Source organism: Martinezella lusitana (genome assembly GCF_010668395.1).
Classification (GTDB): Bacteria; Pseudomonadota; Alphaproteobacteria; order Rhizobiales; family Rhizobiaceae; genus Rhizobium; species Rhizobium lusitanum_A.
Window position 1 is genome coordinate 29,235 of record NZ_WUEY01000030.1, and the last position, 23,466, is coordinate 52,700.

Here is a 23,466-nt window from a genome sequence, read left to right on the forward strand (position 1 = left end):
GGTATCAATCCTTCGCGAGGTTAATGCCGTAGTCGTCGAGCTTGATGACCTTGACATCCCAGTCGGCCAGGATCTTGTCGTATGTGCCGTCGTCGTGGATAGCCTTCAGCGCCGCGAGGAAAGCGTCGCGCAGCCCGCTATCTTCCTTGCTGAAGGTCATCCCCAGATAGACCTTTGGCTCGAAGTCGATCGGCATGGAATCAAGCACGTCACCGGCCTGGCGCCTGAGGACGGATATTGCCAGGTCCGGCCATATCATCGCGTCGGTCCGGCCGGAGGTGAGGGCGAGTATCTTGTCGCCGCCCGTCGGGTAGAGCACCAGCTTCGTCGGTTCCTTGCCCTTTGCCGAGCAGGCCGTGACCATCTGGTCGACCAATCGCTGCGCGTCGCTGCCCTTGACGTCGCCGACGGTGATGCCGCAGCCCCCGTCCACCGCGCCGGTTATGCCTTTGGGATTGCCCTTGGCGACCATGAACACCGAGCCGGCCAGCTGGTAGTCGATGAAGTCCACCTGAGCCTGGCGAGCCTTGCGATCCGTCATGCCTGCGATGGCGGCGTCGAACTTGTTGCTTTGCATGCCGATGAGGATCTGGTCGAAGGGTACTTTCTCCCACTGGACCGGCAGGCCGAGCTTGGCCGCCATCGCCTCCATGAGGTCGATATTATAGCCCTTTATGCCGGTCTCGCCGATGGGTGTGAAGTTTGCCGGCTCGAAATCGGGCTGGGTCGCAACGGTAAGCACGCCCTTCTTCCGATACTGGTCAGGCACAAGCTTGGCCAGTGGCGCGGCGTCGTTGAAACCGGCCTTCACGGCATCTCCCGAGGCCGCCGATGGGCTGGCCCCGACCTGGTAAGCGCCGCCGCCGAACAGGGTCAGGCCCGCGACCACTGTGCCGATTGCCATATAGATACGATGCTTCCAGGGGTGTCGCGATACCATCTTCTTCCTCCATTTGAAGTGTTGTCCGGTCAGCGAGGTGCGACCGAAGCCGTGCTTGTTCGGTTGTTGGTAGTCTGGTGCTGGCGCCATGCTGTCACCCGGCAACGGCAGAGCCGCTGGGAAGGGCGCTGCCATCGGCCGTTACATGCGCTCGCACATCTGGCATTCCGCTATGTCAAGACGTTCGCGAACCGCATCTCCCTTGCGGCGCCCTCCGGCAGCGAACGGCAATCCTCCCTTTTCCTCCTGCAGGTTGGCGTCGTCTTCACGCTCAACCATGGATTATCGATAATCATCGAAATCCTATATGATCCGTAGCAGCATCTTAAATCCGGCGCAACAATTATGTATGTTTGACGAGATCATATATAATGTGGAGTATGATATGGATGTGGAGAGCGAGTCGAACAGCAAAGGCGCTATGGTAATGTCCAAGATGGAAGAGGCGTTCGTGCGGCTCCGGCGCGACATTCTCGACGCACACCTTGCCCCGGAAACCCCATTGACCATTTCCTCGCTCAGCGAGCGCTACGGTCTGGGGATGACGCCGCTGCGTGAGGCCTTGTCGCGGCTTGAAGCCGAACGGCTCGTGACCTTTTCACACAATCGCGGCTATCGCGTTGCCAGCGTCTCGCATGAGGAACTGCTCGACCTGCAGAAGGCGCGCGCGACGGTGGAGACCGAGCTGCTGCGGGAGGCCATCCGGCTCGGCGACGATACGTGGGAGCAGCAACTGGTCGCCGCGCATTATGGTTTTGCCCAAGCAGAGCCGCTATATGCGAACATACCGGAAAAGGAGCTTGCGCGATGGGAGGAACGGCACGATGCGTTTCACCAGGCGCTTTTGAACGGAAGCCCATCGATCTGGCTGAAGCGCTTCGTCGCGCAAATCTATATCCAGCTGCATCGTCATCAGCGAAATCTGTTTTTCTCGCCAAGTCTCGCCGGAAGGGGTCCCAAGCACCTCGACGAACAGCAGTATACGGAGCTCCTCAAGAAGGCCTCGAACATGGAACACCACACCGCCCTGATGGAGGCCGCGCTGGCGCGCGACGAGAAGAAGGCCATTGCCCTTCTCGTCGAGGATATCGGCCTGACCCTGAGCACATATGAAACCGTTCAGCACGAACCCGTAGCGTGATCGCTGCAAATTGCCGATGGTAATCCAGTGGAGCGAATATCATGTCGCCGGGAATCGTAAGAGCTTGCAATTCCGTCTGGAACGCGATGTTTTGGCAAGCCGCCCGGAATCGGGCCCTTTTCCAAAAGGAGACGTAAGGTGCAAGACGAGCAAGCCGCCATCATCGAAGAACTGGGCGTAGCGGCGCAATTCGACGCCAAGTCCGAAGCGGAACGCCGCACGACCTTCTTGGCGGACTATCTGCGCGCAAGCGGCGCTCGGACCTACGTGCTGGGCATCAGCGGCGGGATCGACAGTCTCACGGCAGCGCTCCTGGCCCAGGCGGCCGTCCGCAGATTGCGTGATGGCGGGTACGCCGCCGAGTTCATCGCCGTTCGGCTGCCTTATGGGGTTCAGGCCGACGAGGCCGACGCACAGGCGGCCCTGGCGACGATCCGCCCCGACCGCTCGGTGACGGTCAACGTCAAGCCCGCCGCGGATGCCATGCTTTCCGAGGTCAAACGAGAGGCCCCCGACCTTTTCGAGGGCGCGCGCGCGGACTTCCATTTCGGCAACGTGAAGGCGCGCGAACGGATGATCGCACAATACGCGATCGCCGGAGCCGCGCGAGGCCTCGTCATCGGCACGGACCATGCGGCCGAGGCATTGATGGGGTTCTTCACGAAATTCGGTGACGGCGCCTCCGATATCCTGCCGCTTGCCGGGCTCAACAAGCGCCGCGTCAGAGCCGTGGCCAAGGTAATGGGCGCTCCGGATGGTCTGATCTTCAAGGTGCCCACGGCCGATCTGGAAACGAACGCTCCGTTGCGTCCCGACGAGGACGCCTATGGAGTGACCTACGACCAGATCGACGACTTTCTGGAGGGCAAGCCGATCGACGAAGCGGCGCGCGAGCGCATCCTGACCCAATATCGCAGCACCACGCACAAGCGTGCGCTTCCCGTGGTCCCGCTCACGTAAGGCTCTTTTAGCGGTTTTGACGATCCATGTTCCACGGCTTCGGTGAATATCCGGCGGCGGTATTTCGCGCGGGTCTTCAATTTCGCTGCATGGACGATTGCGACATGATGTTCGGCCCCGGCGCTGAGGCTTGCCTTCCCGTCGCACCCAAGTCTCGTATCCTTGTGGAGGAAAGAAGAGAGCAGGCAAGCAACCGGCGCCTTATTGCGCGAGCATATCAGTGAGCGCATGCCGCATGGATGTACTCGAAATGCCGAAGAACCCGCCGTAGGGAAGATCAAGGTCGAGAATCACGAACATGACGCTCGCGACCGAAATGATGGCGACGGCAACGATAGCGACCGCGAGCGGGTTTCGGGGCGCCTGGAGGCCGAAGCTTAGAAAGACCAGCATGAGCCAGAAAATGAGGACGCCCAGGAATGGCGCCGAGAGCGAGCCATGGGCGTCCTCGATGACGGTCCAGCGTCCGACCATGAGATTGCTGAAAAGCTGGCTGCAACGCGTCATCAGGACTTGATGGAAGGGATCGGCCGGTTGCTGGCGGGCGATGGCAAGCCCCACGTCGTTGAGAATTGTCCCCAGTGTCGGCGCTTCTCCGGTCAAGGGTAATTTTGATACGTCCGGAAGCGCTACTCCCGAGGGCGGTGGCTCTTCCGGCCATGTGCTGGCGATGACCGCGGCCGTGTAGCTGTGCAAAAGTTGTCTGTCCGCGTCCAGCGCGGAGCCGTAATTTCTCAGGCAGGTGTCCATTTCGGCGAGACTTGCGGCATAGTGGTTGCGATCATGGGATGCCGTCGTGAATGCCGTGAGTTCCGACGCCAACAGCAAGCTCATCACCAGCGCGGCAAACGTCACAAGCAATGCCGTTACGACCCGAAGAAAGTCGATCGTCTCACTGCCACGATGCGGAGCCGGCAGTCTCGCGCGCAGTATCGAGCCGGCGACGGCGCTCGTCACAAGCAGAACAAACAAAACCAGCGTCCAGATGGCTTCGCGCGGCATCCAAATGTGCTCCCGCCCCATATCGTCATCGATTATGCCATGTCTTCCGGTGGAACGGGAGGTCAAAAACCGTCGTGATCTCCGGGCGCAAAATTCCCTCTCGCTTGCGATTTTTGCCATGATGGTCGTTCCCTGGCCGAGCCCGCCGATTGCCCGTGACCGATGCCTTCCGGGCATCGAAGCCCCCGCCATCGACAGAGACGCCCGTCAAAGACGAACCATGCTTCCGAAACGCTCCTCTGGGCAGGGCAAGCGGAAGGCCATTTGGGTTCAGATGGCAAAACCGGAAAGAGAGGTGACAAGCACGGGGAGTGGATCGGGTTGCGCGCAGCCGCAAGTTCATTTTCGAACCGAGGCGAAATTCACTGGCCGCTTTACCAGCGCCTGCCAGTCGGCGGTCGTCAGCGCGGAAGTAACGACACACAGGAAAGGAGGTTTTCACTGGAGAAACTCGAGGGCAAATAGGTCCAAATATGGGACGAGAAGGGTATTCAGAAGAGGTCGACTTTCCGCTAAACGATGAAACGGGGCTCCACATAGTATTCATCAAAGGGTAGGGAAATGAAAAAGTTAAACTTTGCTGTCGCAGCGTCTGTGATGACGCTGTGCGCGATCACTCCTGCAAAGGCCGATGATCTCATATTTACGCTCAAGAACGGTACGAATTCGGTACTGACACGCTTCTACACGTCACCGGTTGGAGTGAACGACTGGGAGGATGACGTATTCGGGCGTGACGTACTCAATCCCGGTGAAAGCATGAAGATCACCATTGCCGATGGAAGACGCGTCTGCAAATACGATATGAAGTTTGAATTTGAAGAGAGCTCGGATCTCGACACGACCACAGACACGCAAAACCTCTGTGAAATGGACTCCTATACCATACATGAGTGAAATAGAGGTCGGGAAGTAAATTACTTCCCGACACGCTTTGCCGCACCGGTTTCAGCCATAGGCACAGCCTGCCTCCTTGCAGGCCGTGTCAAATGCCTGTGAAACCGAGGCAAGTTTAATTGCTTGCCAGAAACGATAAGCGAATACCAATCGAGGAGCTATCCAGCATAGGCCGCGATTGCTTTTCTTCGCCCAGCCGATCAGACCTGCTTCGCGTGCCGAACACAAAAGCCTGGCGGCGTGGGTTTTGGAGATATGGTAGTGTTGCGCAAAGACATTCGGCGATACGTCTCCTATCCAGATTGGTGAATCCGCATCCAGTACGACGGAAGGAGCGCCTTTCGCCAGGTCATGGAGTATGCTGATTCCGGAATCAGAATGGACGAACCTGGCAATAGTATCCGGAGGATGATACCAATCTTCCCGCGTCAGCAGAAGACGAGCAAAGAGCGGCTGTGCCCTTACGAGCAACAGCGGATTGTCTCGGGACAAGGCATGTCGTTGGCATCCATCGATAAGGTCCAGAGCCTTCAAGTGGATATCAAAGTAGCGACGGATAAGTTGCTCACTCATTTCAGTCGCCTGAAACATATGGCGTCGTCCATCCGTGCTGGCGAGTGGAGTGATAAATCGATAACGCTCCATCTCCGAAAGAAAAGAGTACATCGTATTTCGGCTGGCGATACCTGTATCGGCTATTGCTTTCATCAGAGAACTTGCAGATATCGCCTCGGATTGCGATGGATCGTATCGATGCTCGAAATGCAAGGCTATCGCCGTTTGACTGAGCATCCATCGCTGCAGATCACCGACATACCGCACCTCTTTCGGCAGTGCGCGATGGGTTTCCAGAAGCAAGCTCGCTGCCAGAACCAGACCATCAGGAAAAGCGCTCATGCGGATGAGAGTTTCAGCCGAATACGCTCCTCTGGAAAGCGGTAGCGCATGTGTCGACGCGGTCATGATTACAGGCCTCAAGGCAGCAGAAAGCCGCTTCTATTGTTGAAAGATGAAGATCAACCTATTGATCCGCGTGGATTGCCAGCGAACGCCCAAGGCTCATTCGGAAATCAGTAGATGCATTCACACAGGCTCAGCCGGTAGCATCGGTCGCACACAAGCTCCCCCTGCCGCTCGGACACCGAAACGATGTGGATCACCTCCGATAGTGAAACCCGGCTGTATGATCGAATGTCCGGCCGGAAATAGCGGAGCCATGCGTACGAAGCGACAAGGCAATGGCCTCTCCAATTGCATATGAAGAGGCCCTGAACGCCAGGGAATCACAGTCGCCAGGTAATGGACTGGATCCTCAAAGGCTTCGGCGGACCGCAGAGCACTTTTGCAACGATCTCGCCCGCAGCGCAGGGCAGATGAAGATCGAAGCGCCCGAAACCATTGTCGGCGCCGCCCGGGTCGGCAGCAAGGATCTTCAGCTTGTCGAGAGCCAGCACGCCAGCCCTTTCGCGCAATGCCGCCAGTTCGGTTGCGCGTTCGCGATAGGGCCGGTCCATGGCGACGTTCTCCAGGAAGATCGCGTCCGCCACCATGTCGTCCCAGCCTTCCGTCAGCAGGCGTAACAGGCCCTTCGACAAGTCGCGGACGACCGAGGGCTGTGTGTCGTCCGGCCTGCCGGTTTCGGACGCGCGGTCGAGCAGCAGGTCGAGCGCCGCCGTCGTCGGTGTCCAGGCTCCCGAATAGGTCGCGTTCTCGAAAGCGACCACGCCAAGGCCGGTCTGCGGATTCCAGCGCATGTGCGAGCTGAAACCGGGATAGCCGCCCGAGTGGCTGACGATCGGGCCGAAGCGGATGTGGTGTTCGACAAGGAGACCGAATCCATATCCCTTGAGGCGGATGTCGTCCGCCGGTTCCGGAGCGATCGGGCACTGGATGCGTTGCATTTCCCGTCGGCTCGCGGCCGAGAGCGGTCCTTCTTCGCCGCCGCTCGCGGGATCGAACGCAGCACCAAGCCAGCCTGCCCAGCGGGCGAGGTCATGGGTCGTGGTAACCGCGCCGCCGATGGCGGAAAAGGCACCGGGCCCGGTGAAGGGCAGCGGCAACCAGTTGCCGTCGACATCGCGGAAGCCCGTGGCCATCCGTTCCGGTGCGATCGACAGGGGATCGAAGCCCGTCTCATGCAGGCCGAGCGGCGAAAGCAGGTGATTTGTGACGAAATCGACGTAGCGCTCGCCGCTGACTGCCTCGATCACCTGCCCGAGGAGGGCGTAGCCCAGATTGGAATATTCGTACCGCGTTCCAGGCGCCGTGGCAAAGCGAACGCCGCTCTCGAGTACCGCCATGAAGGCGGCATTGGACAGCGATTCCTGCCGGTCCGCCCAAGGGTCGTCCGTCGGCAGCCCGCCCGCCATCGACAGGAGCATCCGCACCGTCGGCGCTTCCGGCCGCCCTTCCGGCAGCGTTGGCTTCAGCGCCGGCACGTAATGCGTGACTGGGGTATCGAGCGACAGCAGCCCGCGATCGCGCAACACCAGAATGGCGGCCGCCGTGAAACTCTTGGTGCAGGAGGCAATGCGGAACCGAGTATGGGATGCAGGCGGACGGTCTGCCGTATCTGCATGCCCATGTCCGCCTTCGAAGGTAATGCCCGTTCGGTCGAATACGGCGAAGCGGATGCCGGGCGTCGCTCTCTGCTCGACCCGTTCGTGAAAGAGCGCATCGATCTTTTCGGCAAGCGCGTCACGCTGCAGAAGGTCTTCGAATACGGGCATGATAGTTCCTTTCGGCTCAAGGCAGGTCGGGTGCGGCGGCAAGCAACTGACGGGTATAGTCATGCTGCGGCGCATCGAAAATAGCCTCGGTCGATGCCATTTCGACAATCTCGCCACGATAGATCACAGCCACCCTGTCGCAGAGCGACCGGACGACGGCAAGATTGTGCGAGATGAATAGTTGCGACAGCCCCATCATCGCGCGCAGATCGGCAAAGAGATTGATGATCCCCGCCTGCACCGACACATCGAGCGCGGCCGTTGCTTCGTCGGCAACGAGAAATTGCGGATCGATGGCGAGCGCGCGGGCGATGGCGACGCGCTGTCGCTGGCCGCCGGACATGGTCGCCGGGCGGTTGTCGAGCATCGTCAGAGGCAGGTGCACGCGGCGCAGCAGGTCTTCGCATCGCTGGCGGCGATCCTCCCGCCCGCTGCCGATGCCGTGCACGCTCATCAGTTCGTGCAGGAGCTGCCAGACCGTCATGCGCGGATCGAGCGAGGCGTAAGGGTCCTGAAACACCATCTGGATGGCACAGCGCTGTTGCCGCGTGCGGCGCGGATGAATGGTTTCTCCGCCGAACTGCAGCAGGCCGGAATAGCTCTGCTGGAGCCCGACGACCACCCGGCCGAGCGTGGATTTTCCCGATCCGGATTCGCCGACAAGGCCGACGATTTCGCCTGCGCCGACGCGAAGATCGACATTGCGCAGCGCCTGCATCCCGCCAGGAAAGGTGACCGAGACGCCTTCCACCACAAGTTCGTTGCGGGTCATACTTCCTCATCCCTTGCAAAAAAGCGTTCGTCTTCGGCGGTGAAGGGGGCAACCTGGCGCCCCGGTCCGCAAGGTATCAAGGCCTGCGCGGGCGTCTGGTCGCGTTCCGTCAGGGACGGTGCGGAGCTGGCAAGTCCGCGCAGGCGCCTGATCGGCCCCTTGATGCGTGGCACCGCCGCCAGCAGCGCCCGCGTGTAAGGGTGCGCGGGTGCGGCGATCAGCGCGGCCAGGTCGTCGGACTGCTCGACCGTGCGTCCGGCATACATGACGGTCAGCGAATCGCAGAATTCCGCGACCACGCCGAGATCGTGCGTGACATAGAGAAGGCCCGCGCCGAGATCGGTCTTGAGTGCCTTGAACAGATTGAGGATCTGCGCCTGGATCGTCACGTCGAGCGCGGTGGTCGGCTCGTCGCACAGGATCACCTCCGGCTTGCTGGCAATGGCCGAGGCGATCATGACGCGCTGGCGCATCCCGCCGGAGAGCTGGTGCGGATAGGCATCGACCCAGCGGGCAGGATCCTGGATTCCGACCTGCGCCAGGAGTTCAACGGCCAGTTCACGGGCCTGGCGGGCACCGAAGCCCCGCCGCTCTGCGACGCCGTCGACGATCTGCCGCCCGACCTTCATCACCGGATTGAGCGCGATGGCCGGCTCCTGAAACACCATGGCAATGCCGGTTCCGCGGATCGCATGCAGATGCTTGCCGCCATCGGCCAGGAGGTCGCGGTCGTTGAACCGGATCGCACCGGCGGTTACTCGCAGATTTGCAGGCAGAAGGCCCATGACCGCGCGCAGGGTCAGGCTCTTGCCGGAGCCGGATTCGCCCACCAGTCCACGCGCTTCGCCACGCGCCACGGACAAGGCCACATTGTCGAGCGCCCTGTAGCTTCGATCGCCGATCCAGGCTGCGACGCTCAAGCCTTCGATGTCGAGGGCTGCGTTTGTCTTTGCCGTCCGATGCATCATCGTTTCACCCTCAGCGCAGTTGCAAGCCCGTCGCCGACCAGCGACAGCCCGTAGCTTGTGACGACCACGGCCACGGCTGGGATCAGCATCAGGCTATAGGTGCCGCCGGCGAAGAAGGGTTGCCCTTCCGACATCATGTTGCCCCAGTCCGGGGTCGGCGGCACGACGCCGAGGCCGAAATAGCTCAAGGTGACGATGACGCCGATATTGGCCACGATGTCGCTCATCGCGTAGACGATGGCCTGGCTCAGCACGTTCGGCATCAGATGGCGAAAAACGATACGCGGAACGCCGAGGCCGCCCACATGCAGCGCGTCCGTGAAATTGGTCGCGCTCAGCACCATCGCCTCGGCGCGGATGATGCGGGCATAGGCGATCCAGCTGACGATGGAGATCGCAACGATGATGCTCGAGACGCCGTTGCCGAGAATGAAGACCAGGCTGATGACGAGAACGTAGAACGGGAAAGCAACGACGGTATCGGCGATGCGCATGATGATCGTGTCGAACCACCCGCCGAAATAGCCGCAGAGCGCGCCGACGGTCGAGCCGATGACGAAGGGCAGCAGGACCGCGACCGACGCGAGCGCCAGATCGGTGCGCGCGCCGTAGAGCAGCCGCGCCCAGATATCGCGCCCGAGATTGTCGGTGCCGAGCAAATGATCCGCACTCGGCCCCTGCAGCGTGGACAGGAAATCCTGCGCGGTGGGGTCGTAGCGGGTGAGTAGCGGTGCGGCGAGCGCCATGAGGACGATTACGCCGACGATCAGCGTGCCGAACAGAAGCTGCGGGTTGTCGCGAACAAGCCGCCGGAACGGGCCGGCTGCGGCGGCGCGAGCCGTAGCGGGGGTGGATGCGGTCATCGGAGTCTGGCTCATTTCAGTCTCACCCTCGGATCAAGCAGCGTGTAGGCGATGTCGGTGAGCAGGTAGACGAGCAGCACCAGAAGCGCGAAGACCAGAGCGCTCGCCTGCACCACGGGAAAGTCGCGGTTCAAAATGCCCTTCATCAGGAAGGTGCCCATGCCCGGAATGGCGAAGACGTTCTCGACCACCAGCGAACCGCCGGCGAGAAAGCCGATCTGGATGCTGAGAATGCTGAGACCGGAAATGCTGGCGTTCCGCAGCGCGTAGTGCAGCCAGATCGTGCTGCTGCGCAGACCCTTGGCGCGGGCGAAATTGACGTATTCGCTGTTCAGCGCATCGATCAGCGCGGTGCGCAGGCTGCGCATCAGCACCGGCACGATGCCGAGCGCCAGGGACAGCGCGGGCAGAAACAGCGACACGATATGCGTCCACATCGTCTTGCCGTATCCGGCCACGGGAAAGATCTTCAGCCGGATGGCGAACATCACGATGAAGACCGTGGCAATGAAGAAGATCGGCGTTCCCTGGAAGATGGCAGTCAGGATCCGCACCACCACGTCGGAGAGGCCGTTGGGCTTCACGGCATTCCAGGCGGCGAGCGGGACGGCGATGACGAGGCTCAAGAGCGCGCTCATCAGCATCAAAAGCAGGGTGGGGGGCAGGCGCGTGGCCAGTAGATCGACGATCGGCTCGCGAAAGAACATCGACTGACCGAGTTCGCCCGTCACCAGATCGCGCAGGAAACGCAGATACTGGATCGCCAGGGGCTGATCGAGGCCCCATTGCTGCTTCAGCGCCGCAATCGCCTCCGGTGTTGCATGTTCGCCCAGATAGGTCCGGGCGGGATCGCCGGGGGTGAGATGCATCAGGAGGAAGGTCAGCGTCGCCGCCCCGAGCACAACGGGTATCAGCAGCATAAGCCGTCGGAATAAAAATCTCAGCATGGAAAACCGATCTCAAAAAGGACGGAGACGGACCGCGCGCTCGCGGGAGGGCGCGCAGTCCGTCGCGTGCCGCCGGATCGAGGCTGGCCTCCGTCCGCCCGGCAAAGGGAAACGGAGGCCTGGCCCCGGCGCGGCGGTTATTCCGACAGCCAGACGTTGGCGAGGTTGTAGTTGCCGGTCACATAGGGATGAAAGCCGTGAACCTTCGTCGAATAGGAGTAGAGTTCGGGCGAGTAGTACAGCGGCACCATCGGCTGATCCTTGTCCCACAGGACCTGGATCTCGTCATAGAGCTTCTTGCGCGCCGCCTGGTCGCTGATGGTTGCGGCCTGCTCGGCCTTCGCGGCGATTTCCTTGTTGTCGTAGAAGGAATACTGCACCTGCGAGCCGCCATCGTAGACCCCGGCAAAACGGATGATCTCGTCCGGATCGACGATGTCGGTGGTGTTGTAGGTAAAGCCCATGTCGTAGTTCTTGGCCTGTCGCGCGTCGCTCAAGGCCGACGGGTCGAGCACCTGGATGGCCAGCTTGATGCCGATTTTCGCTGCCTGTGCCTGAATGATCTGCGCCATCGTGGCTTCATCTGAATTGCCGCTGCTGACCGTGATCGTGGCGCTGAAGCCATCGGGCACCTTTGATTGCGCAAGTTCTTTTTTCGCGGTTTCGAGATCGAATGGCACGCCCTTGACGTCGGCATTGTGCGACCACGAGCTCGGCGACATGTAGGCGCCTGCCGGATCGCCGTTGCCGAACAGGATGACCTTGATCAGCGCCTGCTTGTCGATCAAAGCGGCGATGGCGCGACGCACATGCGCATCGTCGAACGGCGCCTTCGTGGTGTTGATCACGACGAAGTCCACGCGGCTCGACGGAAAGACGCCGAGCGCCACGTCGCCGCCGCCGGCCCTTAGCGCCTGCGTGCTGGAATAGGCCGGGAATTCGTTGATTTGTGCCTGGGCGCCCAGCAGCTGATTGGCGCGGGTGTTGCCGTCGGCCACCTCGTTGATGCTGATCGAGTCGAGATAGGGCTTGCCCTTCTGCCAGTATTCCGTATTGCGCAGGAAATGCGCGCCGACGCCGACCGTGCGCTCCTCAAGCTTGAAAGGACCGGTGCCGATCGGTGCCTTGGCGAATTCCTCCGCGGTCTTGCCGCCATAATTGTACGGCACGATGGAATTGGAAAAGATCGCCATGACCGAAGGCAGCGGCGCATAGGGAGCCTTTGTGCGCACGATGACGGTCTGCGCATCGGGCGTTTTCACCTCCGCGATGGACGCGTTGATGAAGCCGAACGGATTGGCCTGGTTCGATGCCTGATCGAGCGAAAACTTTACGTCCTTCGAGGTCATCGGCGTGCCGTCGGAAAACTTCACGTCCGGACGCAATTTGAAGGTCCATTCGAGGCCGTCGGCCGACTGGCTCCATTCGCTGGCGAGCCCCGGCTGCACCCCCTTGCCGTCCTCGGTGGGCAGCAACAGCGTATCGAACATCTCTTCGATAGCCCAGATCGAGCCGTTTTCCGCCGCCAGCGTCGGCATCAGCGTCTGTATGGGATCGGCGCGTACCATCACGAGGTCGCCGCCTTTTTGCGGGGCTTCCTCCGCGAATGCGCTGGATAAGCTTGTGCCGATCAGCAGGGCCGACACCACGCCCATGCAGGTTCTGGTCCGAAACGAATTGCTCATGGTTCGAAACTCCGTAATGATTTCAACGATATGGATGTGAAGGCGCACGGCAGTGGTCGGCCGAACGCTGCCGCTTCAGCGACGCCGCTTGCGAATGTGCAGAACCGCGCAGACAAGGGGTCTGATACGGGCAAGCATGTCCGCAGCCGGTGACTGATCCGGGAATGGAAGATGGAAATTATGCCGACGAGACAGGTCGGGGAGTACGCCGTTCATGCAGCTTCACACCGGCGACCGGCGGTTTGCTGTCACTGCGTTCTGGCAACTATAGTTGCCTTTCGTATCGAATTTAGATTGTCAGTCGTTCGATACTATCCAAATATACGGATTTAATACTTGTTCTTTTCTAGCAATGGTCAAGATGACCTCCCCTCTGCTTGCTATTGTTGGCGGCAGCCTAATCTCAGTATGCGGCAGCCGTCAATCGGGTATTTCGGAACGTGCGCGATTTTCTCTGAAACGAAAAAGATCGCGCCAAATACGAAGATGTTCGAAGAAAAATCGCGTGAAATCCGGCTGTTAGGCCCATCCGCGGTCTGAAACCGCTATAGGAAGATCGCGTTCGGCCAGTGTCAATTCAAAAATTCTATTCAGCGGCAAACATCATAACTCATTGTTTTATAATTGTTATGCAATTTTTGCATACTTTGCTGCGCAAAGCGAATTGGTCAAACCTCATCCGCATCAGCAAAGTCTGTTCGTCATCGAAATGGCGAAGAACCGGAAATGCGGATGAGTGGGATTGTCTATTGTGAAGGCCGGTTCGTGTCCGAGGGCGAGGCCCGTATCGGCTTGCTCGATTGCGGCCTCATGCCAGCCAGCCGGCTCCTTCCGCATCAAGGCAGCCCGATTGCCCTCGAAGCAGCATAGCTGCCCGAGGATCCCACCCAACTGACCATCAACAACCAAAACCAACAGAGGCGAACGAAATGAAAAACAAGGCGAAAATGCTTGGCACTGTTCTTGGCTCCCTATTGGCGCTCAGCGCGCCGGCCATGGCAAGCGAGGGCTACGGCAACTGCAAGCTTTTCGGAAAGGCCGGCACCGAACATGCGCAGACCGCCGTTCCCGGGCAGTTCACGGTGATCATCAACCTGCCTGCCGTCGGCGAGTTCAACGGCGATACGCCTGAGACCATCACCGGCGGCCGCGAGTTCTGCATGGCCGTCAACATCGCCTCACGCCTCGGTATCGACAAGGTCGTCCTGAAGAACGCCTCGTTCGATTCCATCGTCGCCGGGCAGAACAAGGATTTTGATATCGCGCTCGCGCTCATCTCGGTCACCGAAAAGCGCAAGAAGGTGGTGGATTTCTCGACGCCTTACGATCACGGAGCCTTCGGCCTTGCCGCCCGCGCGAAATCCACCGTCGACGAGAAAAGCGTGAAGACCGCGAAGCTCGGCACCCAGGCAGGAACGACCATGGTGCAATGGGCGCAGGATACCTTGCCCGATACGAAACTTTCCGTCTTCGACGACACGGGTGCCATGTTCACGGCTCTCGCATCGGGCAATGTCGACGTGGTGATGACCGACCTTTCGGTCGTTTTGGGGCAGGTCTCCAACTCCGGCGGCAAGCTGAAGGTCGTCGGACAATATCCGAGCGGCAACGACACGGCCGGCATCTATCCGAAGGGCTCGGCGGAAAAGCCGGTGATCGACAAGATCATCGCGGACATGGCCGCCGACGGCACGCTGAAGGCGCTGGAGGCCGAATATCTGTCGGAGGCTCGCGGCGGCCTGAAGCCCGAGGACGTTCCGGTCTGGAAATATTGATCTGATGACTGATTCTCTCGCTTCGGAATCGCAGAACGAAACTGGGCGCGCCGCCGTATGGCGCGCCCAGGGCGTCACGCGAACCTATCGCGGCCGGACGAGTTTTACGCTCGTCCTTGCCGCCCTGACATTCTGCCTCGTTGCCATTTCCGCGCAGCACATTGGAAGCCAGGCGGCGTCCCAGGGGATCTCCCGGATCGCCGCGACCGTGCCCGGCCTCGTCGCGGCGATCGCGGCGGGCCTGGTGCTGCTGATGGCAATCCGGGCCTTTGCAAAGTCTCTTGCCGCAGGGCGCAGCTCCGACCTGCATGCCGCGCGCGCGCTCGGGGCGGACGCTTCTCTCGGTGCATGGAAGGCGTTGTCCTGGTCAGGCGCTCTGCTGATCGTGACGGGCGCAGCCTGGTTTATGGCGCTCAACGATGCCGCCGTCAGCCGAACCTTCTTCGATCTCGCCCTGATCCGCAGTTCAGCGGGCAAGGTGTTGTGGGCCTTCGGCACCAACGTCGCCATCTTCGCCGTCTCGGCGGTGCTGATCCTCATCTGGTCGCTTCTGGTGGCGATCGCACGGACCATACCGGGCGAGGCGGGGCGACCGCTTCGGTTTCTCGCCATCGCCTATGGCGATCTCTTCCGTGGCCTGCCGGCGATCATCACGATCTATCTCATCGGTTTCGGCCTGCCATTGACCGACTTGCCCATCCTGTCGGATTTGAGCTCGACCTCCTATGCGATCATCGCCCTGACGCTGACCTACGGAGCCTATACGTCCGAGGTCTATCGCGCCGGCATCGAAGGCGTGCATCACAGCCAGGTTGCGGCGGCCCGTTCGCTCGGACTTAGCCATGCGAAAACCATGCGCTACGTCGTGGTGCCGCTTGCGGTGCGCAACATCATTCCGCCGCTGATGAACAACTGCATCAGCCTTCAGAAGGATACCGCCCTGGTCGCGATCATCGGCACCATCGATGCCTTCAACCAGTCGAAAATTATCGCGGCCAACAACTTCAACCTATCGGCGGTGACCACGGTGGCCATCCTGTTCATCGTCATCACCATTCCGCAGGCGCGGCTCGTCGACAGGCTGATCGAGCGCGATCGCCGACGGATACGGGCGGGAGGCTGAGCATCCATGACACTTTTGGAAATAGACCATGTCACCAAGCGCTACGGCGCATTGGAGGTCATCTCGGATCTCTCGTTGGGCGTTGCCGAACATGAGGTCGTCTGCCTGATCGGACCGTCCGGCTGCGGTAAGTCCACCCTTCTGCGCTGCGTGAACCGGCTCGAGGAAATATCGTCCGGCCAGATCCGCATCCATGGCGACCAGATCACCGGACCGGGCGTGGATCTGGACCGGGTGCGCCGCGATATCGGCATCGTGTTTCAGGGATACAATCTGTTTCCCCATATGACCGTTCTGGAAAATACCGTCCTGGCTCCCACCAAGGTCCTCGGCATGAGCCGACGCGAGGCGGAAGAGAAGGCGATGGTCTTCCTGAACCGCATCGGGCTGGCGCACAAGGCCAAGGATTACCCGGATCGCCTCTCCGGAGGCCAGCAGCAGCGCGTCGCCATTGTGCGGGCGCTGATGATGGATCCGATGCTGCTGCTCCTCGACGAGATCACGTCGGCGCTCGATCCGGAGCTGGTCTCCGAGGTGTTGGATATCGTTCGCGACCTTGCGGCACGCGGTATGACCATGATCCTTGCGACCCACGAAATGGGTTTCGCACGGGAGGTTGCCAACCGCATCTGTTTCCTTCAGGCCGGAAAAGTCTATGAACAGGGCCCGCCCGCCGATATTTTCGGCAATCCGCAAGGGGAGCGCACGCAGGCGTTCCTGAAAAGCCTGAAGAAGGCCGGACGTTTGTAGACCAGAGGACATTCAGATGACGACTGCACGCCAATTGGGCCTGTGGGCCGATGGGGAAAACAGCCTGCTTCCCGGGCCGCTGAACGCCATCACCGATGTTACCGGGATAGCAGTCGGGCACCGCACCCTTTCCGGTGCGGGCCTTGCAACCGGCGTGACGGCAATCGTCCCGCACCAGGGCGATCTCTTTCGCCAGAAGGTGCGGGCCGCCGTCGAGGTGATCAACGGCTTCGGCAAATCCACCGGCCTTGTCCAGATTGCGGAACTCGGGACGATCGAAACGCCGATCCTGCTGACCAATACGTTCGGTGTCGCCGCCTGCACAGAGGCCTTGATCCAGCGCGCCATCGCTGCCAACCCCGACATCGGGCGGAAAACCTCGACCGTCAACGCGGTGGTCTGCGAATGCAATGACGGCTCCATAAACGACATTCAGGCGCTCGCCGTCACGCGCCAGGATGCCTTTGCGGCCCTGGATGCGGCGGCATCCGGCCCTGTCGAGCAGGGGGCTGTCGGTGCGGGCACCGGCATGACCGCCTTCGGCTTCAAGGCGGGGATCGGCACGGCTTCCCGCCGGATGCGCATCGCAGGACAGGATTTCACGCTTGGCGCGCTGGTTCTCGCGAACTTCGGCCGCGCCGGCGACCTGGTTCTGCCTGATGGCCGCAGGCCGCAGCCGCATGGGCTGAGCGCTCCGGAAAAAGGCTCGGTCATCGTCATCCTTGCCACCGACCTGCTGCTTGGCGATCGGCAATTGCAGCGGGTGACGCGACGGGCCGGCGCGGGCCTCGCGCGGCTCGGGGCATTCTGGGGACATGGCTCGGGCGATATTGTCGTGGGCTTCACCACGGCGGATCCGGTGGCGCACGAGGCGCCGCCCTTCCAGGCCGTCCGCTGCCTCGACAACAACCTCATCGACCTGCCGTTTCGCGCTGCTGCGGAAGCGACGCAGGAAGCCGTTCTGAACGCGCTTTGTGCCGCGCCCGCCACATCGGGCAGAACGGGACGGCGCTATCCCTCACTGGCCGACTGGGCAAAGGAGATCCAAGAATGAAAGTCTTTCTGTCCGCCGATATAGAGGGAACCGCCGGCATCGCTCATTGGGACGAAGCCGAGCGCACGCATGCCGACTATGCGGAGTTTCGCAATCTGATGACCGCGGAAGTCGTCGCGGCGTGCGAGGGTGCGCGCGCGGCAGGCGCGAGCGAAGTCCTGATCAAGGATGCCCATGACAGCGGACGCAACCTCATTCTGGATCGGCTTCCGCCCTATGCGCGGATCATGCGCGGATGGTCCGGCCATCCGGACGGCATGATGTTCGGGCTGAGCTCCGACTTCGCGGCTGCGATCTATACCGGCTATCATTCCAAGGCGGGTTCCGAGGCCAATCCTCTTGCCCATACGACGACGCTTCGCATCTCGCGCCTTCTTCTCAACGGAGAGGTGGCCTCGGAATTCACGATCAATGCGCTTTGCGCGGCACGCCATGGCGTTCGCTCGGCTTTTCTTGCTGGAGACGCCGAGATCTGCGCCGATGCCGGAGCGCTCGTTCCCGGCATCCGCACGGTGCCGACCATGGAAGGGTTTGGCCGCGCCGCCCTGTCGATCACGCCGGCGCGCGCGCGCGACGAGATCAGGGAGGGCGTAGAGGCTGCGATCTCCGCCCTTGCCGCCGGACCGACTGCACAATTGCCTTCTCTGGAAGGCCCTTTCGAGGTGGTGATCGAATTCGTCAATGCCACGGACGCCTGGCGAGTTCGCTGGTATCCCGGGGCCTACGCCTCCGGCCCGAGGGCGGTCGGCTTCAAGGCGAAAGATTTCTTCGAGATCCAGCGCGCATTGCGCTTTCTGACGTCGTGACCAGTTTCGCTCTCCGAAGCACGGCTGCGGCGCCTATCTCAGAAACTGTCTGAAGCGCCGCAAAGCAAAGAAAAACAGGACCATGCCGATCGCGAGCAATGACAAAAGCTGCGGCCAGACGACGTCGATGCCGGCGCCTCGGAAGAGAACGGATTGCGCCAGGATCACGAAATGCGTGTTCGGTGCCAGTAGCATGATGTATTGAATGATATCGGGCATGCTCTCGCGCGGCGTCATGGCACCGGACAGGACCTGAAGCGGCAAGAGGACGAGAATGAGGAGCAGGCCGAATTGCGGCATGGAGCCCGCGACGGTCGCCAGGAAGATCCCCATGGCCGTCGTCGCAAAAAGCTGCAGCGCCGTTCCAAGCAGAAAAAGCGTCATCGCCCCTTCGATGGGAACGGCAAGCAGGCCTTTGACCACGACGAAGATCGAGAACGCCGTTGCGACCAGAACCACGAGGCCCATCGACCAGATCTTGCTGACCATGATCTCCAGCGGGGTCACGGGCATGACGAGCAGATGCTCGATCGTGCCGTGTTCCTTTTCCCGGATGAGGGCAGCGCCCGTCAGGACGATCGAAAGCATCGTGATCGAGGTGATGATGTTGTTGATCGATCCGAACCAGGATTTGTTGAGTTGTGGATTGAATCTCGCCCGCAATGTCAGGTCCACTGGCACATTGTTGGCGGCACGATAGCGGTTCATGAACTCATCGACTTCGCTTGTCACGATCGTCTGGATATAGCCGCTACCGGTGAACGCCTGGCTCATGCGGGTCGCATCGACATTGAGCTGAAGTGCCGGCTGCTGCCCCGCCATGACCTTTCGCTGAAAATCCGGCGGGATGTTCAGCGCGAACGTGTCCAGGCCCGCATCCATCCGCTGATCCATCTCGGCGATCGAAATCTGCTTGGGCGGCACGAAATACGGAGGGTAGAACGCGGTGCTGATGCGCCCCGACAGAGGTGATTGATCCTCGTCGACGATGGCGACCGCCGCATTGTTCAGCGTTTCCGGCAGGGCACTTGAGCCGGTATAGATCTGCAGCGAGAACGCGTAGACGACGAGCAGAACGAGCATCGGATCGCGCGCCAGTCCGCGCAGTTCCTTGATTCCCAGTTGCAGGATATTGGATAGTGACACTGTCATCCCTCCTGCTTTTTGATGAGAAGCGTACCCAGGACCGAGAGGACGGGGATCGCTATCAGTAGTGGAATGAAGGAGCCATAAAGGCCGGTGAAATCGAGCGCCTTGGAGAACGTGCCGCGCGAAATCGTCATGAAATAGGTGGCCGGATAAATCTTGCCGATCAGGGCGCCGGCCCCCTGCAATGACGAAACCGGGTCAATCATGCCCGAATATTGTGTCGCCGGTATCAGGGTCAGCAGCGCGGTTCCGAAAATCGCTGCAATCTGGCTCTTCATGAAAGCCGAGATGACGATGCCGATCGAGGTCGCGATGACGACATACAAGAGCGCCGCCGTCAGATAGGTCAGATAGCTCCCTGTAAACGGAACCCGGAAGACCAGGGTGGCAAAAGCCGTCAACAACAGGAAATTCAATATCCCCAGCGCGACGTAAGGCAGTTGCTTGCCGAGCAGGAATTCCAGCTTGCTGACCGGCGTGACATAGAGGTTGATGATCGATCCGAGTTCCTTTTCGCGCACGACGCTCAAGGCTGCGAGCATGGCGGGGATCAGCATCAGCAGCAACGGGATGACTGCGGGAACCATCGCCACGAGGCTTTTGACGTCGGGATTATATCGGAAGCGCGTTTCGATGGTGAACGCGCCTTGCGTGGCCGCCGCGCCGTAGAGCTCCTTTGCCTTGCGAGCGAGCCATTCGGCATGCATGCCCTGAACGTAACCTCTCACCGTTTCGGCCCGTTGCGGCATGGCGCCATCGATCCATGCGCCGATTTCGACATTGTCGCCGCGCAGCACGTTCCTTCCAAAGCTGGGTGGAATCTCGATGGCGAGACTGAGCTCGCCGTCCCGCATGCGCCGATCCATGTCGGCATAATCCCTGATCGGCGCTTTTTCGATGAAGTAGCGGGAACCGGCGATATCGAGCACGTAGTCGCGGCTGATGGTCGAATCGTCTCGATCGAGCACGGCAAAGGTCAGATCCTCGACGTCGAGGTTGATGCCATAGCCGATCACGAGCATCAGGATAACGCTTCCAAGAACGGCAAGCGTGCCGCGTATGGGATCCCGCTGCAGTTCCAGCGCTTCCCGGCGCGTATAGCTGAACATGCGCCGAAAATCGAAGAGACGGCGGCGCGTGGGCGGTGGAGCGGCCGTATGGGCACCCGCCACGACGACAGGCTTGGCTTCTTCGCCGCGAACGATACCAGCCGCCTCCTCGAGATAGGCGATGAACGCGTCTTCGAGCGTTGCTGTGTTGCGGCTCTTGGCAATGGCTGCCGGCGTGTCGCTGATCAGCACCTTGCCCGCATGCATCAGCGAGATGCGATCGCAGCGTTCGGCTTCGTTCATGAAGTGGGTCGAGATGAAGATCGTCACATCGTCCTTGCGCGACAGGTCGACAAGGATCTGCCAGAAGGCATCGCGGGCGACCGGATCGACGCCGGACGTCGGCTCGTCCAGAATGAGAATATCCGGCGCGTGGATCATCGCGACGGCCAGCGATAGCCGCTGGCGGATGCCGAGCGGCAAGGCGTCCGGCAGGGCTTCCATCACGGTGCCCAAACCAAACCGATCCGTCATCTCGGCGATGCGCCCCGGAATGCGCTCTTCCGGCAAGCGGAAAAGACGGGCATGCAGATCGAGGTTCTGGCGAACGGTCAGCTCGCTATAGAGCGAAAAGGCCTGGCTCATATAGCCGACGCGACGCCTGACCGCCATGTCGCTGGCATCGACCTTGCGGCCAAAAAGCTTGGCCTCGCCCTCGCTTGCGGCGAGCAGGCCCGTCAGCATCTTCATCGTCGTGGTCTTGCCGCAGCCATTCGAACCCAGGAAGCCGAATATCTCGCCCTTCGGGATCTGGAAGCTGACATTGTCGACGGCGGTGAAATCACCGAAGCGCATGCTGAGATGGCTTGCCTCGATGGCATAAACACCGTCCGTCGCTTGCGGCCGCGGCGGAATGACAATCTCGTGGTAGTCGCGGCGATCCGCCTCCGGCAGCATGGCGATGAAGGCGGCGTCGAGATCCTTGGTCTGGGTCCGCTCAAGAAGCTGTTTCGGGGTGCCGGTATCAAGCACCTTGCCGGCATTCATTGCAATCAGCCAGTCGAAATCGGCGGCTTCCTCCATATAGGCGGTCGCGACGATGACGCTCATTCCGGGCCTGCTTGCCCGAATGCTGCCGATCAGCTCCCAGAACTGCCTGCGGGACAGAGGATCGACGCCAGTCGTCGGCTCGTCGAGAATAAGAAGATCCGGATCATGAATGAGCGCGCAGCACAGCCCGAGCTTCTGCTTCATGCCGCCGGACAATTTTGCCGCGGGGCGCTCTGCAAACGGCCCGAGACCGGTGCTTTCAAGCAATTCGCCGATCCTGGTCTCTCGCTCCTTCTTGTCCTGGCCAAAAAGGCGTCCGAAGAAATCGACATTCTCGAAAACGGACAGCGTCGGGTAGAGATTCTTGCCAAGCCCCTGCGGCATGTAGGCAATTCGCGGGCAGCTCCGGTCGCGATGCCGGGCATCGCTCATGTCGCCGCCGAATACCTCCACGTGTCCCTTCTGAACTGCACGAGCCCCCGAGATCAGCGACAGGAGACTCGATTTGCCGACACCGTCAGGACCGATCAGGCCGGTCATCTTGCCCGATGGTATCGCAAGCGTGACCTGATCCAGGCCGATGGCACTCTTATAGACGAGGCTGACATCGGTCAGTCTGGCAACAACGCCGCCATCCTCGTCGTTACTCGTGGTGCGTTCGACGGTTTCGACCATGTCGTCAACCGCTACTTGACGAGGTTGCGTTCGAGATTGTCAGGCCATTGCGCCTGCGGGTCGAGGCGCACATAGGCCATGCCGGGCAGCCCTGTTTTGACGTACTGGATATATTTCTTCAGCAGCTCTTGAGGGATTTGAGCGCGAACGCGGAAGGTTAGCTTCTGCCGCTCTTCTTCCGTCTCGACGGTTTTCGGCGTGAACTGCGCAACGTCGGCGACGAAGGAGACCTTGGCGGGGATCGTATACTGGGGTGCGGCGTCGAGCACGAGGTGAACGTCCGACCCGATCGAGGTGCGGCCCGCTTGCTCCGTCGGAAGGAAGAATGTCATGTAGACATCGCCAAGGTCGACGAGGTTCAGCACGCGGCCGCCGGCTGCCAGCACTTCGCCGGGTTGGGCGATCCGATACTGGATGCGGCCATCCCGTGGCGCCTTGAGCGTGCTGTCCGAAATATCCGTCTCGATGCTTTCGATTTCGGCCTTTGCGGCATCCACGGCGGCTTCCGCGTCGACGACCTGTGCCTTTGCGGCATTGATGGCGGCATCCGACGCCGCCAGTGCGGCGTCCGCAGACGCGAGCGTTGCCCGCGCTGCCTGCTCATTGGCTTCGCTGTCGTCGACGATTTGCTGCGAGACGGTGTTGCTGCTCAGCAGCTGCCTGTTGCGCGCATTGGTCTTGCTTGCCGAATCCAGCTGGGCTTTGCGCTGCTCTATGACTGCGAGCGCGGACGTCTTTTCCGCCTGGCGCTGGGCAACCACGCTGTGAGCGGTGTCGATCGCGATTTCGGCGCGGCGCAGCTGTGCCTCGGCCTGGCGCTTGCGTGCTTCGAGCTGCGCCGTATCCATCTGTGCGAGCGTCTGGCCGGCGGTGACGAAATCACCTTCGCGGACCATCAGATCCTGCAATCGTCCGGCAGTCTTGGTCGCGATGTCGATCTCGACCGCTTCGATACGACCGTTGCTGGCAGCAAAGCCGCTGGGAAGACCGCGGTCATTGACGAGCGTCCAGGCATAATAGCCGCCCACCGCAACGATGAGAATGATCGCACCCGCAAGCCAAGTCTTTCGTGAAACAGCCATCGCCTTCTCCATAAGCCACCGACCCGCACGGTATCGGGCCGCATACGCA

At 60.8% G+C, this 23,466-nt stretch carries 21 protein-coding genes; 8 read left to right on the forward strand and 13 right to left on the reverse strand.

Annotated elements, in window-relative coordinates; translation table 11 throughout:
• Positions 1–4: 4 nt before the first annotated feature.
• Both GR212_RS33240 and GR212_RS33245 read right to left on the reverse strand, forming a co-directional pair.
• Positions 5–940 (reverse strand): ABC transporter substrate-binding protein, encoded by a 936-nt coding sequence (locus tag GR212_RS33240; protein WP_163993678.1) that lies wholly within the window; start codon positions 938–940, stop codon positions 5–7.
• Between the two features lie 141 nt (positions 941–1,081).
• The gene (locus GR212_RS33245) at positions 1,082–1,219 is read right to left on the reverse strand and encodes a hypothetical protein (protein WP_163993679.1); all 138 of its coding nucleotides are present in this window, start codon (positions 1,217–1,219) and stop codon (positions 1,082–1,084) included.
• A 28-nt stretch (positions 1,220–1,247) separates the two neighbouring features.
• Between GR212_RS33245 and GR212_RS33250 the strand changes: the two genes are divergently transcribed.
• Together GR212_RS33250 and nadE are read left to right on the forward strand one after the other, a co-directional pair.
• Positions 1,248–2,081, forward strand: coding sequence for a GntR family transcriptional regulator (locus tag GR212_RS33250; protein WP_204326867.1), 834 nt, complete (start codon positions 1,248–1,250; stop codon positions 2,079–2,081).
• 138 nt (positions 2,082–2,219) lie between these two features.
• A complete protein-coding gene (nadE, locus tag GR212_RS33255; protein ID WP_163993681.1) occupies positions 2,220–3,041 on the forward strand; it encodes an ammonia-dependent NAD(+) synthetase in 822 nt (273 codons plus the stop codon).
• A gap of 201 nt (positions 3,042–3,242) precedes the next feature.
• On the opposite strand, the gene GR212_RS33260 is transcribed toward nadE, so the two are convergent.
• The gene (locus GR212_RS33260; protein ID WP_163993682.1) at positions 3,243–4,043 is read right to left on the reverse strand and encodes a hypothetical protein; all 801 of its coding nucleotides are present in this window, start codon (positions 4,041–4,043) and stop codon (positions 3,243–3,245) included.
• A gap of 597 nt (positions 4,044–4,640) precedes the next feature.
• On the opposite strand from GR212_RS33260, the gene GR212_RS33265 reads away from it, so the two are divergent.
• Positions 4,641–4,940: a hypothetical protein gene (locus tag GR212_RS33265; RefSeq protein ID WP_432444428.1), complete on the forward strand. Its 300-nt coding sequence runs from the start codon at positions 4,641–4,643 to the stop codon at positions 4,938–4,940.
• Between the two features lie 51 nt (positions 4,941–4,991).
• On the opposite strand, the gene GR212_RS33270 is transcribed toward GR212_RS33265, so the two are convergent.
• From GR212_RS33270 to GR212_RS33300, 7 genes are all read right to left on the reverse strand, one after another.
• Positions 4,992–5,903: a hypothetical protein gene (locus GR212_RS33270; RefSeq protein WP_163993686.1), complete on the reverse strand. Its 912-nt coding sequence runs from the start codon at positions 5,901–5,903 to the stop codon at positions 4,992–4,994.
• 320 nt (positions 5,904–6,223) lie between these two features.
• Positions 6,224–7,669 carry a serine hydrolase domain-containing protein gene (locus tag GR212_RS33275; protein WP_163993687.1) on the reverse strand — a complete coding sequence of 482 codons (1,446 nt, stop codon included), beginning with the start codon at positions 7,667–7,669 and terminating at the stop codon, positions 6,224–6,226.
• 16 nt (positions 7,670–7,685) lie between these two features.
• Positions 7,686–8,441: an ABC transporter ATP-binding protein gene (locus GR212_RS33280; protein ID WP_163993689.1), complete on the reverse strand. Its 756-nt coding sequence runs from the start codon at positions 8,439–8,441 to the stop codon at positions 7,686–7,688.
• Positions 8,438–9,409 carry an ABC transporter ATP-binding protein gene (locus GR212_RS33285; RefSeq protein WP_163993691.1) on the reverse strand — a complete coding sequence of 324 codons (972 nt, stop codon included), beginning with the start codon at positions 9,407–9,409 and terminating at the stop codon, positions 8,438–8,440. The genes GR212_RS33280 and GR212_RS33285 overlap by 4 nt, the downstream gene beginning before the upstream one ends.
• The gene (locus GR212_RS33290) at positions 9,406–10,287 is read right to left on the reverse strand and encodes an ABC transporter permease (protein ID WP_163993693.1); all 882 of its coding nucleotides are present in this window, start codon (positions 10,285–10,287) and stop codon (positions 9,406–9,408) included. Before GR212_RS33290 ends, GR212_RS33285 begins: the two co-directional genes overlap by 4 nt.
• Complete coding sequence (locus tag GR212_RS33295; RefSeq protein ID WP_163993695.1) at positions 10,284–11,219, reverse strand: ABC transporter permease; 936 nt, start codon at positions 11,217–11,219, stop codon at positions 10,284–10,286. Before GR212_RS33295 ends, GR212_RS33290 begins: the two co-directional genes overlap by 4 nt.
• Before the next feature lie 137 nt (positions 11,220–11,356).
• Entirely contained in the window at positions 11,357–12,904 is a 1,548-nt protein-coding gene (locus GR212_RS33300; protein ID WP_163993697.1) for an ABC transporter substrate-binding protein, read from the reverse strand.
• Between the two features lie 929 nt (positions 12,905–13,833).
• Here GR212_RS33300 and GR212_RS33305 point away from each other — a divergent pair.
• The 5 genes from GR212_RS33305 to GR212_RS33325 are packed head-to-tail and all read left to right on the forward strand — an operon-like array spanning position 13,834 to position 18,412.
• Complete coding sequence (locus tag GR212_RS33305) at positions 13,834–14,679, forward strand: transporter substrate-binding domain-containing protein (protein ID WP_163993699.1); 846 nt, start codon at positions 13,834–13,836, stop codon at positions 14,677–14,679.
• Between the two features lie 4 nt (positions 14,680–14,683).
• Positions 14,684–15,802 carry an amino acid ABC transporter permease gene (locus GR212_RS33310; RefSeq protein ID WP_163993701.1) on the forward strand — a complete coding sequence of 373 codons (1,119 nt, stop codon included), beginning with the start codon at positions 14,684–14,686 and terminating at the stop codon, positions 15,800–15,802.
• Positions 15,803–15,808: 6 nt separating this feature from the next.
• Positions 15,809–16,552 (forward strand): amino acid ABC transporter ATP-binding protein, encoded by a 744-nt coding sequence (locus GR212_RS33315; protein WP_163993702.1) that lies wholly within the window; start codon positions 15,809–15,811, stop codon positions 16,550–16,552.
• A gap of 16 nt (positions 16,553–16,568) precedes the next feature.
• Positions 16,569–17,606 carry a P1 family peptidase gene (locus GR212_RS33320; RefSeq protein WP_163993704.1) on the forward strand — a complete coding sequence of 346 codons (1,038 nt, stop codon included), beginning with the start codon at positions 16,569–16,571 and terminating at the stop codon, positions 17,604–17,606.
• The gene (locus GR212_RS33325; RefSeq protein WP_163993706.1) at positions 17,603–18,412 is read left to right on the forward strand and encodes a M55 family metallopeptidase; all 810 of its coding nucleotides are present in this window, start codon (positions 17,603–17,605) and stop codon (positions 18,410–18,412) included. Before GR212_RS33320 ends, GR212_RS33325 begins: the two co-directional genes overlap by 4 nt.
• A gap of 33 nt (positions 18,413–18,445) precedes the next feature.
• Here GR212_RS33325 and GR212_RS33330 read toward each other — a convergent pair whose 3' ends face one another.
• Genes GR212_RS33330 through GR212_RS33340 form a run of 3 tightly spaced genes read right to left on the reverse strand, consistent with a single transcriptional unit; the run spans position 18,446 to position 23,417 of the window.
• Positions 18,446–19,564, reverse strand: a complete 1,119-nt coding sequence (locus tag GR212_RS33330; RefSeq protein ID WP_163993708.1) for an ABC transporter permease — start codon at positions 19,562–19,564, stop codon at positions 18,446–18,448.
• Positions 19,561–22,335 (reverse strand): ribosome-associated ATPase/putative transporter RbbA, encoded by a 2,775-nt coding sequence (rbbA, locus tag GR212_RS33335; RefSeq protein ID WP_163993709.1) that lies wholly within the window; start codon positions 22,333–22,335, stop codon positions 19,561–19,563. Before rbbA ends, GR212_RS33330 begins: the two co-directional genes overlap by 4 nt.
• An 11-nt stretch (positions 22,336–22,346) precedes the next feature.
• Positions 22,347–23,417, reverse strand: coding sequence for an HlyD family secretion protein (locus GR212_RS33340; RefSeq protein WP_163993711.1), 1,071 nt, complete (start codon positions 23,415–23,417; stop codon positions 22,347–22,349).
• Positions 23,418–23,466: the final 49 nt, after the last annotated feature.